The following is a 15,044-nucleotide window of genomic DNA, read 5'->3' as shown; positions in this document are numbered from 1 at the left end:
GGTCCCTTCCAAAAAGGAAGTTCGCCTTTTTGAAGGGATCTATACTATAGGGGGATGTTGCCGTGTTTCTTTTTGGGGAGTTGTTTCTTTTTATTTCTAAGCATTTCTAAGCCTTGGATGAGGCTTTTTCTTGTGTCACGTGGGTCAATTACATCGTCAACCATACCGTTTGCTGCTGCTACATATGGATTGGCGAATTTGGATCGGTATTCATCTATTTTACGTTGTCTGGTTTCGACCGGATCTGGACTTTCTTTTATTTCTTTAGCGAATATAATCGTAGCCGCTCCTTCTGGGCCCATTACGGCAATCTCAGCATTGGGCCATGCAAATACTAAGTCCGCTCCGATCGCTTTACTGTTTAAAGCTACATAAGCTCCTCCAAAAGCCTTCCTTAAGATAACTGTAATTTTGGGGACTGTCGCTTCTGAATAAGCGTATAATATTTTCGCCCCATGCCTTATAATCCCACCATGCTCTTGTTGCACACCCGGTATGAAACCGCTCACATCTTCGAATGTAATTAATGGGATATTAAAGCAATCACAAAAACGAATAAACCTAGAGCATTTATCTGATGAATTAATATCCAAACCGCCTGCCATCATCTTTGGGTTATTAGCGACAATCCCAACGGTTTCTCCTTCAATCCTACCGAAACCTATAACAATATTTTTAGCAAAAGCTGGCTGAACCTCAATGAAATTTTCATCATCTATGATCTTCTTAATTACATTCCGAACATCGTAGACTTTCGTTCCATCAACGGGAACAACATCAATTAGCTCTTGAATTCTCTCTTGTACTGGACGCTTATGCTCTGGTTCAACTTTCTGTGCGCGTTCTTCAAAGTTAGAAGGTAAAAATTCAATTAACTTTCTAACCTGCTCTAACACTTCTTGTTCCGTTTCACCAGTAAAATGAGCATTTCCGCTTACACTTGAATGAACTTTAGCTCCACCTAAGTCTTCTGAGTTAATTTTTGCTCCTGTAACACTTTCAATTACTTTTGGTCCTGTAATAAACATCTGTGATGTTTTCTCAACCATGAACACAAAATCAGTGATGGCAGGTGAATAAACGGCTCCTCCAGCACAAGGCCCTAAAATAACTGAAATTTGCGGAACAACACCTGAATAAATAGAATTTCGATAAAAAATGTGTCCATAGCCATCTAGTGACAGAACACCTTCTTGAATTCTAGCTCCACCCGAATCATTTAAACCAATGATCGGCGCGCCATTCTCAGCTGCTAGATCCATAATCTTTGAGATTTTCAAGGCATGCATTTCGCCTAACGCACCACCAAATACAGTAAAGTCCTGCGCAAAAAGAAATACAAGCCTCCCCTTAATCTTTCCGTACCCGGTCACTACTCCTTCACCGGGAGCCTCTGAAGCGTCGAAGTTTGACCCTCTGAACTCAATAAATGGATTAAGCTCAACAAATGTATCTTCATCTATTAATAAATCAATTCTCTCTCTTGCTGTTAATTTTCCTCTACTGTGTTGAGCCTCGATCCGCTGATCGCCACCACCTAGTTTTATTTTCTCCCTGCGATCCTCCATATTATTTATGTGGTCAATCATGTCCATGAAAGAACCTCCTTTAATAGAACTAGTTAATCTCTTGTTTATCTAAAAGGAAAAACCTTGCATATTCAGGCTTCAAACTAGCTTCCTTTGTTAGAACTGCATTCATAACTAAGTCTGCATATATATTAGCTATTTCTTCGATTGAGTAACGACCCGTTTCTTTATACCATTTGTATGTCCAGTTAGTCATACCAAATATCGCCATCGAAGTAATTGGAACTGGAATTTCTTTTCTAAACTCACCGCATTCAATTCCTTCAGCTACTAATCTAAACATCATTTCCTTATAACGGTTACGTTTCTTCTTGATAACATCAAAATAGTCAGAACCTAGATAGAGAGATTCCTGATAAAAGACCGTTACATGGGGGCGATACAATTCGAACATCATAACAAATGATTTTATCGTTTCAAATAAGCGCTCAGCGGGCGTTGAATAACGGTGATATGCGTCCTCTGCTTTATCTAAGATGTATGTAATAAAAGAATCATGAACAGTATATAAAAGTTCGTCCTTTGATTTGAAGTTATGATAAAATCCACCTTTTGAAGTTCCACTTTCTTTGACAATTCGATCAACGGTCACAGCATGAAATCCATTTTCTTCAAACAGAAGTAATGCAGCTTCAATGATCCGTTCTTTTGTTGGCTTTTTCTTCTTCTTCAACGTCCCACCACCTTCCTTCTTATATAAATAAATAAACCAACCGACTGGTTAGTCTGTATAAATTGTACGAAAAGTTCATACTATTGTCAATTATTATTTGAAACCGTTTTCATTTTTATTTGAATATTCCCTTTGTTTGAGTGATCTCGGTACTAAAAAGAGGCTAGAACACAACAGAAGTGTTCGACTAAGAACGAACGGCACTTATTTAGCGGATGAAAAGAAGGCAACTGAAAAAGGGAGTTTTTCCTTTTAAGGTTGCCTCTTGTGTGGAGCCATTGCTGCTTCCTTGAATCTGCTGGTAAGGTGAGACACATTTAATCCTATCTTCTTCAATCAAAATGTAAATGTAATTCAAATCCATCTTCACTGACTGTCTTACCATCACGATGGGACTCAATTAGTTGATTATACTCAACAACGAGTTCATTAAATCGTTCTTCATTTCTATTCAAAAGTACTTCATCAATTTGCTGATAAAGAAATTCCTTCTTAAAGTAATATAGTGAATACTCTAGAACTGCTTGAGCGTAAAGCGATTGGACAGTGCCTTCTGATCTAGATTGTAAACTTTTTATTACTTTTAATTGCCTTGTAACACTAGGGTTCATTGAAAACTCATTTATCATATGTATCCCTCCTATTACGTGATTATTGTTAAAATACCCATTAGGCAGAAGTTTCAAACATATTAGATAACTGAATTTCTCATTTTTATTATTTTAGGTTTAGATATTCTAAATCCGGGAAAAGGTTATGTAATTGCTAGACTACTTTGTCATTTTTCTTAACCCGCTTTTTCATAGTATAATAGTAAAATGTTTTGACATATTCTACTTTGAAAAAGGTGTGAAAGGGAGTGGCCTAATGGAAGAAAACAGTAAGCAACTAGCTCATGCCTTTTTACAAGGAGATATCCATGGTAGCTGGATGATCATTCAAGAGCACGTGAATGCCGGTATGAATAGTTATTACATTTATGAACAATTACTAACTAAAGCCATGCAATATATTGGTACATTATGGGAAGAAAATGATATAACTGTAGCAGATGAACATATTGCAACTGGGGTTTGTGACTTTGTTCTTAGTCGCTATGCTTTTCCAAAAGTACAATCGCACCAAGAACATAGACGAGCTATGTTCTTCTGTTTAGAAGGGGAAGAACATTATTTAGGTCTTAAAATGGTCCATTCTCTTTTCAAAGAAGAAGGCTGGAACTGCCGATATTTAGGTCCGAATTTACCGTTAGAATATGCCTTATATACGATTCAAAACTTTAAGCCAGACGTTGTTGGTATGTCTCTTTCTCTCTCAACTCAATTACCACAACTTAAAATCTATTTAGATGCATTTGATCAATTGACTGAACAACCTGAAATATTAATAGGTAGTCGGTTAGGATCAACAATCAATACGAATTTCCTGTCAATGTATAAAAATATTCAATTTGTTAATTCTCTTCAAGATGTTAGGCTTTGGTTTGAAGATGATGCTTTGCAAATTTCTCAACTATAATTAATAGTAAAGGAGGCTGAATGTTTGTTTTTGAATAAAGAAATTCCTATTCCTATCTTCAAAGTTAACCGACAATTAGATATTATCGAAAATAGTAATCAAGTAACTAAAATATTTGAACCTGCCTCTAATTTTCTCGTGTTAGTAGATGAAGGCAGTCAAAAAAAAGTGAGTCATTTGTTATTAGAAGAAACTACTAGGTCATTTGAAACTAATCTACGTACATTAACAAACCCAATTTCCTTATTTCAACTTTATGTTTCTTGGGAAGGAGAAGGGACAAGCGGTTACGTTGTATGTATGGAGAAAGAATCTGATTATCTTCTCTCAACTCAAACACTTCATAAATTGAGAGAAGAATTACACTCTGTTGACTTTAAAAGGTATGAGGCTGAACTTAGAAAAGAAATGCTTCCCTCCTTATTAAACATCAATTTAAGTGATTTAAGTCGTTTGTCGCTTAATGAGTACGCAGGTTCTCTAGAGGACATACCTGCCAAAATTGACACGGTTCTAGACTTGATTAGTGTTCTGCGTCCAGAATTAATTGAGATAGGTAAGAGTGACTACCTTGATTTAGTCACAACGGAACTTACTAGTATTAGTGCCATTATTCATTATTTGATTGCTGTTTCCCCTCCTAAAGGTCATGACATATAAAAAAGAGGCTCCTTAACTAAACGCCCTTCTGTCTAATGGACAGACAGCTTCTAGTTCAAGGAAAACCTCTTTTTTTTATTGAGTTATCGGTAAACTAACCGTAACTACTGTTCCAACATTGACTTCACTATCAAACTTCATTAGACCTTTATGGCTTTCAATAATTTTATAACTCACCATCATACCAAGCCCCGTACCTTTTTCTTTCGTCGTATAAAAAGGTTCCCCTATTTTCTTCAGACGATCTTCAGGAATTCCTTTTCCTTGATCACAGAATTGCAGGGTGATTTTTTCTTGCTCCACTTCTGCTTTTATATGAATTTTCCCGCCATTAGGCATTGCTTCAATCGCATTTCGAATAATATTAATAAATACTTGTTTTAGTTCTTTATCTACACACTCAATATAGGTGATTCGCTCTGGAAAATGACCTACTAGCTCTATGTTGTTCATAATGGCTTGAGTGTCAAGTAGCATAATAACATCTTTTAGGATCGACATAATGTCATGTCTTTCAAATCTAACGGCATGAGGACGTGCAAGAACAAGAAGTTCATTAATAATTAACTCAATTCGATTGAATTCATTCGCCATAATTCCAAGATATTGCTGATCGCCCTTATCTTCAGCCTGCATGAGTTGTAAAAATCCTTTTAACGCTGTTAATGGGTTTCGAATCTCATGAGCAATACCTGCAGCCATTTCCCCTAGTGCTGATAACATTTCTGATTTCCTGAGTAAATCTTCTGTGTTCCTTTTTTCAGTAATGTCTTCAGCAACTCTTAAGAATCGCTTCAATTCAAAAGATTCATTTACAATTGGCATGAACGTAACTTGTTCCCACTTTTCAGAACCATCTGTAACAAACATACTTGTTCCATCCCAACGTTTCCCTTGCTTCACAACTTCCCAAGCTTCTTGCAAAGTTTCACGAGCTATTTCACTTTCATACAAGTTGAAAATTGATTGACCTAATAGATCTATCCTGTCCATCTTTACATATTTTTCATAAGTATGGTTCACATAATCTATTAATCCATCTTCATCCACCATCATAATACTAGCAGGACTCTGTTCAAGTGCAAAAGACTTCATTTTCAAAGCTTCATTCATCATTTTCATTTCAGTCACATCTAAAAACGTTATAACAACTCCATGGATGAAGTTTTCTTTTGTACGGTATGGATGTAACCTTAAACGATACCATCGACCTTCGTTACTTTCAATATAATGCTCTTTCTTTTGATGTGACTGCAAAACATCTTTTGCTTCTTCAATTAAATGGTCGAAGTCCATATTATGTGATAAGTGTGAAAGGGGTCTTCCAATATCAACATCCAGTAAATTAATTAGCTTTGTCACTTCAGGTGTAAAACGTTTAATATTTAACTGTTCGTCTAAGAATAATGTAGCTATATTAGTACTGATTAATAGGTTGTCGATATCATTATTCAGATCTCTTAATTCTTGTATTTTCTTCTCATGTTCCACGTTAACATTTACAAGCTCTTCATTCACTGATTGAAGTTCTTCATTTGAACTTTGCAACTCTTCATTTGCTGCAATTAACTCTTCATTTGTGGATTGGTACTCCTCATTAGAAGTCTCGAGTTCCTCAATCATTGTTTGTAGTGATTCTTTCGTATAGCTAATCTCGGTTTCTAGATCAGAAATTAATTGTTGTACATTTTTTTCAAGGTCATATTGTTTCGTCTCATACGAAGGATCTTTCGTTTTTTCTTTTTTTACTTCATTTAGAAAAACAATACACAAAGGTGTGTTAGATTCATTTTTTTGTTTGAATGGCTTTACAACTAAATCAACAACCTCATCTTTTTGATCGCTAAAAACCTGTATATGATCATAATGGATATCAATTTGTTCTTCTCGAACTTTTTTCAATGCTGTACCAATCGCTACTGATAAATTAGTTGAGACCATTTTCAAAACGTTAAAGGTAGCATTGCCAATTGGCATCCTTAGGAACCTTTGCACATTTCCACCAGACAAAACGATATCGTTATTCTCATTAACGATCATGCAAGGCGATACAAAGTGTTCTAATAAAGTCTCGTATATTGGATTTAATTGTTTAGTAGCATTAGCTTCTGGATATTGAGTATACATCTTGGTTCCTTCCAACTTTTCCGTTCTCCTGATAGTCTGTGTTCTTAACAAATTCGAATAATCTTGTTTCTCCGTATCTAAATATTTAAAAATCTTCCACTTTGGATGAATCGGCTGAAATAAGTCAGTAAGTTTACCAATTGTTTCACTAGGACCTAAAAACATATATCCTTCTCGCCTCAACGCAAAATGAAACATGGATAGAATCTTTTGCTGTAAATCCGCCTGAAAATAAATTAGCATATTACGGCAACTAACTAAATCAATATTCACAAATGGAGAATCTTTAGCAATATTGTGCGGAGCGAAGATAATCATCTCGCGTATTTCTTTTTTGACCACATAGTTATACCCAGTATTTTGAAAAAATCTTTCTAAGCGTTCCTTGGAGATTCCCACAATGACTTGTTCTCCGTATTGGCCAGCACTTGCCTTCTTAATCGCATCACGATCTAAGTCGGTTGCAAATATCTTGACTCGAAAATGTAAGTCATTTAAGTCTAGATATTCACGGATTAAAATCGCAAGGGAATAAGCTTCTTCTCCCGTCGAACAACCAGCTACCCAAATTCGAATATCACTTTCATTCTGCTTGATTTTTTGCTGAATCAAAACGGGAATGACTTCATTTTGAATAATTTTAAAAGCTTGTTCATCTCTAAAAAATTCAGTCACATTAATGAGTAAGTCTTGTTGTAATTTCATTATCTCCTCAGGATGACTAATTAAATACTCCTTATACTCTAGTAAACTGGTAAATGGCAATTGGTTGATTTGAATTCTCTTCTCAATTCTTCGAAGAATGGTGTTTCGCTTATAGCTAGTAAAATTAATTCCACTTTTCCTTTGAATTAATGAGCAAATTTGTTCTAATGCAAAGTTAGTCTCTTCTTCTTTTCCTTCACTTGAGAAATTAATCTTCTTGTCTAATACAATTTGTTCAAAAAGTGATGCCATTTCTTCTGGACGAACAACATGATCTACTTTTCCTGTCTGGATTGCATAATTAGGCATTTCCATGAATTTAGCAGATTCCTCCGTTTGGACAATCACTGTGCCACCAGTATCGTAAACGTAGCTTAAACCAGATGAACCATCATTGCCTTTTCCTGATAAGACAACAGCTATACTTTTTTCCTTGTTATATTTTGCGAGTGAACTAAAGAAATGGTCGATTGGATAAGTTAACCCTGTATCATTCGATAATTCTTGTACTTTGAACTTACCATTTTCGATGTTAATAAACGTACGTGGAGGTGCAAGGTAAATGGTATCTATTTCAATCGGCATATCATCTTTTATATGTTTAATACCGACCTTTGTTTTCTTACCTAGCAATTCATGCATGTAACTTTTAAATTTAGGAGATAAATGCTGTATGACAACATACACCAAGCCTGAGTGTATATTCACTTGTTCAAATAAGTGTTCTAAAGCTTCAAGACTCCCAGCAGATGCACCAACCCCAACAATATAAGGTTGAATATTAGTAGATTTATCATTTAACTGTGTTACTTCGGTACCTATTAAAGATTTCACCCGCCACTTCCTCTCGCATATACCACTGCTGCTATGCTTTACTCTTAATCAGACTACATAGCCTTAATAATTTTTCAGCTACATTTTATTTTCTTTTGCCATTTTCAACTGAAAAGCTCTTTCCGTACGTGCGTCCTTTGATAATTTAGGACAAGAATAACAATACTTTCCTTCTGATTTCAAATAACTCATACAACAAGCGGCCTTAATTCTAACTGGTTCTAAAGGTTCCCACCAACTATCAACAAATCGAAATGTAACATTATAGGGATTTCTTTTTAATCCTGCCAAACTCAGGTCGATTGATTTTAATAGTTCTACATCCCTTTCGATTTTAGGTTGATCACCTAATAAAAGCCATTTCGTCAGATGGTTATAAAAGGAATTTGCTAATAAGCCCCAAGTTTGTTGTTTAGACAATCCTGATGCTTCGGCAATATTAGTAAAGACCGGCTCTAACTTAGTAAATAAACTTGCTACTTTACTTCTAAGATATTGTTCTCTTTCTTCGTCGGGAATGTCTTCTAGCTGTGGTTGAAGAATATATATCATTGCGTTTTTCCCGTTTTCATTCAAAGTTAAACCTTCAAAAGATAACCATTTATTTTTTAATGAAACTAAATATAGATGAGCAGTAACTAGATTACCAAACCACTTCATCAGGTTAGCTCCACCTACTTTTTTGTCTACCGCATTAAAACATTCAGTCCTACTAGTAACTAAGTCATTTATAACTTCGATCTCAGTCATATCAACCATGGAGACACCGGGCAAATCTATAGAATAGTCAACTACTACTTCTACAAAAAAGGATGAAAGAATCTCTTTTAATTCTTGCTTCACTATATTTCTCCATTCTATCAAAATCATTTTATAACTAGTATATCAAATTATTGGTAGCAGGACGAACCTATAGGCATAAGGTATCTCAGAAATTTTTGGAATAAATTAAAAGCCACTAAAAAAGGTAGTTTCACACCTTTTTAGCAGCCTATTAATTTATGTACCAGGTACTTTTATCTTTTCTTGTGGTTTATTCTTTCCATATAATCTCTTTGCTATTTTGGGTGCAAATTGAAACAAGATAATTCCCACTATAGCAGATAATAAAATAAAGACACTACTGAACGCTTTAATAGGTCCTGCGGCCAAACTAGCAATTATAATTGAAAATTCCCCCCGCTGAGTAAGTGAAAAGCCCGCACGCAAAGCTACTCGTTTAGATAAACCGAACCATTTCCCACCATAAATACCAACAGCTATTTTTGCTACAATCGACCAAATAAATATAATTACTAATAACCCGACCATTGGAATTCCCTCATCGAATGCAATCGTAGTCCCAAAATAAAGGAAAAACAACGGAAGCATCAAATCTCTAACAGAAACAATCATATGTTCAAGTTCATGCGTCCTTCTAACCTCAGCTAACATAATTCCTGCTAAAAAAGCCCCTAATACTTCTGATAAATCTAAATACAAAGCAAGACCACCATATGCAAGTGCTAATCCAATGATGAAAAGAATAAAAATATCTTTACTCATATGACGATCAAAGAAAGTTCCTAGCTTACTAAATAGATATTTTCCAATTAATATCGCACCAAGTGTTAGCGCAAATACTTTCCCCATTAATAGCATAAGAGAGCTAAATGTAAGATCTATTCCAGAAGTAAGACCTACAAGAATAGCAACAAGAACGGGAGCAACAAGATCTTCAAAGATTAGGAGACCAAGAATAAATTCCGATTCAGGATTTGCCATTCTTTTAGAGCTTTCTAATAATTTGGCTGTTATAGAAGAACTTGTTGCATAAACAACTCCACCTATTAAAACAGACGTAATTATATCTAATCCAAATAGTATGCAAATTAAGAAAGTTACACCAAAACTTAATACGACATCTAAAGACCCTGCAGGAGTAACTTTTTTCGCAACGTTTGCTAATTGAGTAATGGGAAATTCCATCCCAAGCATAAAAAATAACAGAACGATTCCAACTTCCCCAGCAAAATGTAATAAATGCGATCCTGATAAAAAACCTCCTAATGCGATCCCTAGTAAAATAAAGATAATTACTTCTGGTATTTTCCACCTTGTTCCTATAAAACCTGTTAGAAACAAAAGAATGAGTACTAAGCCCGCACCCAACATTTCTGGAATTTCCAAGAAACTCACACCGCCTCTCCGCTACAAAGACGTTCAAATTCGTTAATTTGGTCGCTCTTACCAATTGCCATGATCGTATCACCAACAAGAAGTTGTTCTGTTGCTTCAGGACTTGCAATTACTTCTCCCTTTCTAAATATACCTACTATCGAAACTCCTGTACGCTTTCTAATCTCAAGTTCTTTAATCGTCTTCCCCGCTACTGGAGAATCTTTTTTAAGTTCAATCCACTCTGTAACAATTTGACTTTTAAAAATTTTCATTTGATCACTACTTACAGGTTGGAAGACGGCACCTAGAAGTTGAGCTCCAAGTTCACGTGTTTCGTCAGCCGTTAAATCTATTGCAAAATCTGCTTCATCGTCATCTGCATCTTGAAAGAAATATAGTTCTCTCTTCCCTGTATGGTGAATGACTAAAACGATCATGCTTCCTTGTGCAGTCGTAATAGACATTTTTTTCCCGATACCAGGCAAATTCGCCATTCTTACATCCATTGTTCCAAATCCTTTCCTTCGGTCGTTTGTGACCTTTTTACATTCCTTCTTCTTCAAATCTTTTTAAATCATTTTTATGTCCAATGACGATAAGAATATCACCCTGCTCAATATGATCAGTTGGTGTTGGTGCAATGTTGATATCTTCTCCCCGTTTTATACCGAGAATGGTACAACCATATTTTGCTCGGATATCTAGATTAATCAAAGATTTATTAGCAACTTTGTTTGTTGCAATTAATTCAACAATACTATAGTCTGCTGATAATTCAATATAATCGACAATTTTCTCAGAGGTCAAATGCTGTGCAATCCTTATTCCCATATCTTGCTCTGGATGAACTATCCGATCTGCCCCTATTTTTTCTAATACTCTTTGGTGGTAATAGTTTTGAGCCTTTACCCAAACATTCTCAACCCCAAACTCCTTCAGCAGTAATGTGCATAAAATACTTGATTGTATATCATCACCAATGGCAACAACAACATAATCAAAATTACGAATACCAAGTGACAAAAGAGCCTTCTCATCTGTACCATTGGCAATGGCACTATGTGTAGAGTGCCTTGTCATTTCATTAACTTTCTCTTCTTTCGAATCTATAGCTAGAACTTGATGGCCGAGTTTATATAGTTCTCTACATACGCTACTTCCAAATCGACCTAGCCCAATTACTGCAAATTGCTTTTTTACCATTCTTTACTCTCCTTCATTCGCTAAAACTGTATACGCTTGTCTCAAGAGGATATTATAACATCTAAGACAGTTTTATTTAGTTCTAATCTTCGTATTTTCTTAGTATGTACCATCTTATTCATAACTTTCTTAACCCGTACTTTATGACGAAAAAAACCCTCACCTGTTTCCACAAGTGCGGGTTTCTCTCATTAACCTAATACTTTTTTTATTGCTTCTAACACTCGGTCAGCTTGGAATGGCTTTACAATGAAATCTTTTGCTCCAGATTGAATCGCATCAATCACCATAGATTGTTGCCCCATTGCAGAACACATAATAACTTTTGCTCCACTATCAATTTGCTTGATTTCCTTTAAAGCTTGAATCCCGTCCATTTCTGGCATTGTGATATCCATAGTCACTAAGTCAGGGTTCACTTCTTTAAATTTCTCAACTGCTTCAGCTCCATTTGCAGCTTCTCCAGCAATTTCAAAACCATTTTTAGATAAAATATCTTTAATCATCATTCTCATAAAAGCTGCATCATCAACAATAAGTACCGACGCCATTTGCTTCACCTCATTACAATTTGATCAAGATTAAGATTCTTGAATTACTTTTTCTAAATTCAATAGTGTAAATAAACGCTTTTCCAACTTCACTACGCCACGTAGATAATCAGCTTCCACTCCACCTATAACTTCAGGAGGAGGTTCAATCTTCTCAACGGGAATATCAATTACATCATTTGCTCCGTCAACAATCACACCAATTTCAAGTTGATCTTTTGAAATAACGAGAATTCGAGTTGCTTCATCATAGGCTTTTTCTTCAATTCCAAACCTTTTTCTTAAATCTATAATCGGTGTGATGACCCCACGCAAGTTCATGACTCCAGTTACGAAAGGAAACGTTCGTGGTATTCTTGTAACTGGCTGCATTCTTTCAATGGATTGAATATAATCCACTTCAATCGCATATTCTTCATCCTTCAATTGAAAGACAATTACTTTTAATTCCTGTTTTAACGCTGTTTCAGTCGACATCATTGCACCTCCTCTGTATGCGCTACTTAATTAAAGCATTCGTATCAACGATAAGTGCAACTTGTCCATCGCCAAGAATTGTTGCCCCAGAAATAGCAAAGACTTCTTTTAAGTAATTTCCAAGTGACTTAAGGACGATATCATGTTGCCCAATTAAGGAATCCACGACTAGTCCAGCAACCTTGTCACCTTTATGAACAATGACTAGCGAATAAAATTCCTCTTCATTTTGGTCTCCAGGCACTTCAAAAATATCCTTCAAGAATATTAGAGGAACAACTTTCCCTCTAAAGTCGATTACTTTTTGATTATGAGCACTGTATACGTCCGTCTTATTAACTATTGCTGTCTCTACAATAGATGATAACGGTATTGCATATTTTTCTTTTTGAAGTTCAACCAGCATCACATCAATAATAGAGAGTGTTAACGGTAATCGAATAGAAAAGACAGATCCTTTTCCAAGAACTGAATTTACTGTCACGACTCCACCTAATGATTCAAATGTATTACGAACAACATCAAGTCCCACTCCACGTCCTGAAACGTCCGTGATTTTCTCCGCCGTACTAAACCCTGAAGAAAACAATAACGCAAAAACTTGTTGATCTGACATTTTGCTTGCTTCTTCTTCAGTAACAATTTTATTGGTTAACGCCTTTTTCAAAACTTTATCACGATCAATACCTGCACCATCATCTTCAATTTCAATAAAGACGTTATTACCACTGTGATAAGCTTTTAGTACAACAGTACCTTCCTCAGGTTTGCCAGCAGCTAAACGCTTATCCGGTGTTTCAACACCATGGTCAATGGAATTCCGCAATAAATGTACGAGTGGATCTCCAATTTCGTCGATGATTGTACGATCAAGTTCTGTTTCCGCACCAACAATTTGTAAATTCACCTTTTTGTTTAGATCTTTAGACAAGCTTCGGACCATACGAGGGAAACGGTTAAATACTTGTTCCACTGGCATCATTCTCATGTTTAAGATAATTTCTTGAAGATCACCAGAAATGCGTGACATTCTTTCTACTGTTTCGTTTAATTCATTATTACGTAAATCACTAGCAATTTGCTCTAAACGCCCACGATCAATAACAAGTTCTTCAAATAGATTCATGAGAACATCTAATCGTTCAATATTTACACGAATCGTTTTATTCATTTCTGCTTTTTGCTTTGTTTTAGGTTCCTCTACCTTAGTTTGTTCAACTGACTCAACTGGAACATCAACTTGAGGCATTTCTTCCACTACTTCACTAACCTTTTCTTGAACAGGTACCGCAATCATAGAAGAGTTAATAGGTTGGACGACTACATTTGTAATCTCTGACACCTTTAAAATTCGTTTTTGAATCTCATCGCCTTCTACTTTTGAAAGAACTGTTACTAAGAAATCTTGATCAAATTTTTCCTCTTCTAGAAGCTCAGCAGAAGGAGTAGATTTAATTACTTCTCCGACTTGCTCTAGCACATCAAAAACCATGAAGACTCTAGCAGCCTTTAACATTGCTTTTTCATCAATTGAGATCTTGATTTGATAAGCGCTGTATCCTTGTTCAAATGACTGATCAATTACTGTACGCTCAAATTCATCATATGACTCTTCAAGCAAGAGCACATTAGCGTCTTCTTCTGGTTGAACCATCTTTTCTAATTCAGCCTCAAGCGAAGTTGGTGATTCGCCTTTTTCAATCTTCTCTAATTGCTGTACCACTGCCGAAACATCTCTTTTACCTTCTCCACCAGTAGCAATATCTGTAACCATTGCCTCTAGATCATCTACAGCTAAAAATACAACATCTAAAACCGCTGACGTAGCTTCGAGCTTAGAGTTACGAATAAGATCCAAGACATTTTCCATGTTATGAGTTAAATGAGCTAAATCCTCAAATCCCATCGTTGCCGCCATTCCTTTTAACGTATGAGCAGAACGAAATACTTCGCCGACAATGGACAAGTCATTAGGGGTTTGTTCTAATTTTAATAGATTATCATTAATGGCTTGAAGATGTTCCTGACTTTCATCAAGAAATACATCTAAATATTCTGTGTTAATCAAGATTTCATTCACCTCGATGCGCCCTTTATTGTCACGTTTTTACACATTCTGAGCAAAAACGACAAACGAGCTTTTTTTCATAATAGCATATTTTCAAAGAAAATAGGCAGTGAAATTAGGAAATTTGAAATAGTTTTTTTATCCTATTCCTTAGTCCTTTAAGAGCAAAACGTTTAAAAATGACTTATAGTCATTCAGATTCAATGGTTTAGCAAAATAATAACCTTGAACTTTATCGCACCGCTGTGTTTTCAAAAATAAAAGTTGTTCTTCTGTTTCTACCCCTTCAGCGATAACTGAAATATCAAGAGTATGAGCAAGGTTTATAATCATTGAGATAATTCCCTCACTTTGTTTCTCTTTGCCAATATTTCTCACAAAAGATTGATCAATCTTCAACTCTTGTATCGGAAGTGAACTCACATATTGCAACGAACTATAACCAGTACCGAAGTCATCTAAACTAATATGAACACCTA

The 15,044-nt window shown here is 35.6% G+C and carries 14 protein-coding genes; 2 read left to right on the top strand and 12 right to left on the bottom strand.

The window, feature by feature from the left end; genetic code table 11:
* Window positions 1–44 precede the first annotated feature (44 nt).
* The 3 genes from JCM9157_RS21045 to JCM9157_RS21035 all read right to left on the bottom strand — a co-directional run bounded on the left by JCM9157_RS21045 (window position 45) and on the right by JCM9157_RS21035 (window position 2,891).
* Window positions 45–1,595, bottom strand: coding sequence for an acyl-CoA carboxylase subunit beta (locus JCM9157_RS21045; protein ID WP_035668028.1), 1,551 nt, complete (start codon window positions 1,593–1,595; stop codon window positions 45–47).
* 22 nt (window positions 1,596–1,617) lie between these two features.
* On the bottom strand, window positions 1,618–2,262 hold the full coding sequence (locus JCM9157_RS21040; protein WP_035668025.1) for a TetR/AcrR family transcriptional regulator: 645 nt from the start codon (window positions 2,260–2,262) through the stop codon (window positions 1,618–1,620).
* Window positions 2,263–2,594: 332 nt separating this feature from the next.
* Complete coding sequence (locus JCM9157_RS21035) at window positions 2,595–2,891, bottom strand: IDEAL domain-containing protein (protein ID WP_035668022.1); 297 nt, start codon at window positions 2,889–2,891, stop codon at window positions 2,595–2,597.
* A 238-nt stretch (window positions 2,892–3,129) separates the two neighbouring features.
* On the opposite strand from JCM9157_RS21035, the gene JCM9157_RS21030 reads away from it, so the two are divergent.
* Both JCM9157_RS21030 and JCM9157_RS21025 read left to right on the top strand, forming a co-directional pair.
* Complete coding sequence (locus JCM9157_RS21030; RefSeq protein ID WP_035668020.1) at window positions 3,130–3,780, top strand: cobalamin B12-binding domain-containing protein; 651 nt, start codon at window positions 3,130–3,132, stop codon at window positions 3,778–3,780.
* Between the two features lie 24 nt (window positions 3,781–3,804).
* Complete coding sequence (locus JCM9157_RS21025; protein WP_035668018.1) at window positions 3,805–4,440, top strand: hypothetical protein; 636 nt, start codon at window positions 3,805–3,807, stop codon at window positions 4,438–4,440.
* 75 nt (window positions 4,441–4,515) lie between these two features.
* Here the strand turns inward: JCM9157_RS21025 and JCM9157_RS21020 are convergent, their stop codons facing one another.
* The 9 genes from JCM9157_RS21020 to JCM9157_RS20980 all read right to left on the bottom strand — a co-directional run.
* The gene (locus JCM9157_RS21020; protein WP_052013298.1) at window positions 4,516–8,106 is read right to left on the bottom strand and encodes a CheR family methyltransferase; all 3,591 of its coding nucleotides are present in this window, start codon (window positions 8,104–8,106) and stop codon (window positions 4,516–4,518) included.
* 78 nt (window positions 8,107–8,184) lie between these two features.
* Window positions 8,185–8,949 carry a (2Fe-2S)-binding protein gene (locus JCM9157_RS21015; protein WP_035668016.1) on the bottom strand — a complete coding sequence of 255 codons (765 nt, stop codon included), beginning with the start codon at window positions 8,947–8,949 and terminating at the stop codon, window positions 8,185–8,187.
* A gap of 156 nt (window positions 8,950–9,105) precedes the next feature.
* On the bottom strand, window positions 9,106–10,284 hold the full coding sequence (locus JCM9157_RS21010) for a cation:proton antiporter (RefSeq protein ID WP_162831778.1): 1,179 nt from the start codon (window positions 10,282–10,284) through the stop codon (window positions 9,106–9,108).
* The gene (locus JCM9157_RS21005) at window positions 10,281–10,772 is read right to left on the bottom strand and encodes a cation:proton antiporter regulatory subunit (protein ID WP_035668014.1); all 492 of its coding nucleotides are present in this window, start codon (window positions 10,770–10,772) and stop codon (window positions 10,281–10,283) included. The genes JCM9157_RS21010 and JCM9157_RS21005 overlap by 4 nt, the downstream gene beginning before the upstream one ends.
* 37 nt (window positions 10,773–10,809) lie before the next feature.
* Window positions 10,810–11,469, bottom strand: coding sequence for a potassium channel family protein (locus tag JCM9157_RS21000; RefSeq protein WP_035668012.1), 660 nt, complete (start codon window positions 11,467–11,469; stop codon window positions 10,810–10,812).
* A gap of 191 nt (window positions 11,470–11,660) precedes the next feature.
* Window positions 11,661–12,020, bottom strand: coding sequence for a response regulator (locus JCM9157_RS20995; RefSeq protein ID WP_035668010.1), 360 nt, complete (start codon window positions 12,018–12,020; stop codon window positions 11,661–11,663).
* A 30-nt stretch (window positions 12,021–12,050) separates the two neighbouring features.
* Entirely contained in the window at window positions 12,051–12,497 is a 447-nt protein-coding gene (locus JCM9157_RS20990) for a chemotaxis protein CheW (RefSeq protein ID WP_035668008.1), read from the bottom strand.
* 22 nt (window positions 12,498–12,519) lie between these two features.
* Complete coding sequence (locus JCM9157_RS20985; RefSeq protein WP_035668006.1) at window positions 12,520–14,565, bottom strand: chemotaxis protein CheA; 2,046 nt, start codon at window positions 14,563–14,565, stop codon at window positions 12,520–12,522.
* 150 nt (window positions 14,566–14,715) lie between these two features.
* On the bottom strand, window positions 14,716–15,044 hold a 329-nt coding region (locus tag JCM9157_RS20980; RefSeq protein ID WP_035668004.1), incomplete at its 5' end, for an EAL domain-containing protein.

The sequence above is a fragment of the Halalkalibacter akibai JCM 9157 genome (assembly GCF_000513135.1).
Lineage (GTDB): Bacteria > Bacillota > Bacilli > Bacillales > Bacillaceae_D > Halalkalibacter > Halalkalibacter akibai.
Note: the sequence above shows the minus strand (reverse complement) of the source record. Positions and strands in the feature narration are given on the sequence as shown.